Consider the following 2865-nt stretch of genomic DNA (forward strand, 5'->3'; position numbering starts at 1 on the left):
AAAACACACGTACAGTCAAATTATGATTGCCTGATGCGTTTTTGGACGAGAACTATCTATATCAGTAATGCTGCTGGCAAACACTTCGTTCATCAATGACACATTACCCGGATCCAAACCAAACCCCGCATGATCCCCGTCAATCAAAGCATCCGCCACCACCGATCCCACGGCACTGACGTCGCCGCCAGAGGCAATATTCCCGGTAGCAGCTATGGCTCCACCGGAGTTTATGTCGCCGCCGGACGTCACCGATCCGGTAGCAACAACGTCACCCGTCGCTGACACGGAAAAATTCGCTGAGAGAATCTCAATAATACCGGTACCACCCGCCAGGGATGTTAGCCGGGCGATATTATTGATACCCCGCTGTGTCGCAGGCAGGGTGTCATCAAAGGTAATGTTGTTGTTCATGGTGTTGGCGCCATTGACCAGCAGTGCTTCGTTATTGCTGGTGGTTTGTTCCACCCGCAAGGCAATATTGGCGCTGCCGGGCGCAAACTGATAATCCGCCAGATAGGAATACAGGCCGATGTAAAAATCCCCGGAGCGCAGGGTATTGCCGCCAAAGGTGCTGGCGGTAAATGATGACAGGCTGGCCAGCAGGGGCTCCGGATTACCGGCAACCTGAAAATCCCCAAGGCCCCGGGAAGCCGTCACAGTACCGCCCGCATCTACATCGATGGTCAGACCAAACTGCAGGTTCCCGTAAGTGCTGGTATCTGGAAAGTCACAGGGAAGGAAGGCTAGTGTGCTGCCATCGGAATGAGAACCTGAACCTGCGCAGCCCTGACGCTTCAGAAACGAGGTGCCGTTAAAGGTGATGTTGGTGCCCGGGTTCAGGATGCCGCGAGGGTCGGTGTGCAGGTATTCGGTCACCGCGCTGGCGAACCGGTACATTTCGATGCCGACATTGCGCGCCTGCTGGCGCTGGGCTTCTTTGATTTTGACGGACTGATCAATAGTCAGGACTAAGGCACCGATGGCTAACGATACGCTCAGGTCGAGGAGATTAAATCCCTTTTTCACAAGATGCACATTTTACCAGAAAACACACTGGTAAAAAAGCAGCGGCCCAGCATCAACTGGCTATTGCTCTGGATGCAGCTCTCCAAGGGGCAAACCAAAATCGATTGGGAGTGCAGGATCCGAAATAAACCATTGGAACAATGCATCAAGATCGCTGCTTTGTGGCACAAATTGCCGCAGGGCAGATCGTTTGACCATGGTTTTGTCTTGATTGATGTCATCCCGGTAAGGGCTGATTGAGATCGCTTTCTCGCACAGTGCCCGATATGGAAAGTGGCTTTCATAGTCGAAGAAATTGTGGCAGCTTTGGATATGCTTCTTTTGTCCTGGCCCAAGGTGCGGGCTCAGCGAATATCCGAGTATCAACAACAGCTTTTCAAAGATGGCCAGGGGCTGATCTTTTTGAATGCCGAAAGGGGCGTTTTTCAAGCGCTCGGCAGCCTCTAACCAAGGCTGTCGCTTATGGTGCTTTCTCCAGTTATGGCTGCGCAAAAATTTAACAATCCACTGCTTCATTTGCAGTTCACGGTCGCGGTAATCCTCTCGGAACTGCTGGTTCAGCCACTCCCCATCTTCACCCAAAAAATCCATGGATGGCCATAAACTCTTGGTGCGTGTGAGGCAGTGATCCCAGCTGGAAAACCGCTCTTTTTTGATCAGCTCAAGAGCGGACTGACGGCCAGTCTCGCGAAGCTCTGCTTGCGCTTCAGTCAGCTGCTGGTCGAAATCTTTATAAAAAAACTCAGCCCCTGAGAACGTCAGATCATCAATGGCAACCAGGGACTCCTGCCAGCCGTACTCAATGCGATTGCCGGTGACAGATGCTGTCCAGTGGCGAGCCAGCAGGATTAAACGACCCTCAGCCAATGATCGCTCGGCCAGCGCCTTATTGAAGATAAACCAGTTGCCTCGATTGGAGAACGCGATATCCTTTTGCACCTGGCGAGTCTCAAGGCAAGTCTCGGAAAAGGCCTCGGATACCAGGCTCGCATTATCTGCACTGATCCAAAGCAGTCGCCACCCTTTGTCAGCGTATAACTGCTTGCGACGCATAATGATCTCAGGCGTTTCGCTGCGCAACTGAATTTCAAAGACGATATCGTCGCCATAATACTGGGCGTGAAGGTCAGGCTTACCTCGCAGCGTTTTATCCTGATTGAAAACGAAATATCGGTCTACGTCGATGACAGCCCATCCAGACAGTTGAGGAAGTGTTTCAGCCAGCAGGAGCTTCATGTCCTGGTGACGACTTCCCTCCTGCACTCCCCGGTAGATCTCGCCTTTGGATTTACATTCGCCCTTCCATTCACAATCAACCCCGCTCGGGTGCTGAAAATGGTAGCTATGCCCTCGGCCACAGTGGGAATCCTTGACCGCATGGAGATAAACGCCATGGCTGCAAACAGGACAAACGAAACGCCCTGATTTAGACCCGGATCGCATGGTCTGAATCTCATGCTGCTCAAACAAATCGGCAAGACGGCTGGCTCGAATGTATTCCCCATTCGAGATGTCCTGCACAACGGGTATTTGGAGGCGTCTTTCGTCGGACATTATCAGGCTCACTACCGCTGATTTAATCGGCCTTCATGATGTCAAAAAGTGTCTGTTTAAGACAGGCGGATTGGCGCAATTATATAAAAATCTGTGACGCGGCCAGATGACCACCAGTCGCTTATTGAATGAAAAACAAAGGGCTTCTTCGAATGAAAAGTGGTGACTCTGGAGGATATACAGGGAGTCACCAGTCAACGCTGAGCTGCTGATCGGTTACAAAAAACAACCTGATTACCACTGATCGTACGTCATGATACAGAGAAAGTTTATTTAAGAATA

Annotated in this window: 2 protein-coding genes; both read right to left on the minus strand. The window is 51.3% G+C overall.

The genetic code is table 11. The annotated features are described in order from the left end of the window. Positions 1–15 precede the first annotated feature (15 nt). Positions 16–1029 (minus strand): hypothetical protein, encoded by a 1014-nt coding sequence (locus KDK14_RS15790; RefSeq protein ID WP_257266134.1) that lies wholly within the window; start codon positions 1027–1029, stop codon positions 16–18. 60 nt (positions 1030–1089) lie between these two features. Further along, positions 1090–2583, minus strand: a complete 1494-nt coding sequence (locus KDK14_RS15795) for a DUF6035 family protein (protein ID WP_257266135.1) — start codon at positions 2581–2583, stop codon at positions 1090–1092. Positions 2584–2865 lie beyond the last annotated feature (282 nt).

The sequence above is a fragment of the Endozoicomonas sp. ONNA2 genome, from assembly GCF_024606365.1.
Lineage (GTDB): Bacteria > Pseudomonadota > Gammaproteobacteria > Pseudomonadales > Endozoicomonadaceae > Endozoicomonas.

What these genes read in the sequence shown, in the direction of transcription:
- KDK14_RS15795 (WP_257266135.1), bottom strand. Translation starts at nt 2,583, where the DNA reads ATGTCCGACGAAAGACGCCTCCAAATACCCGTTGTGCAGGACATCTCG.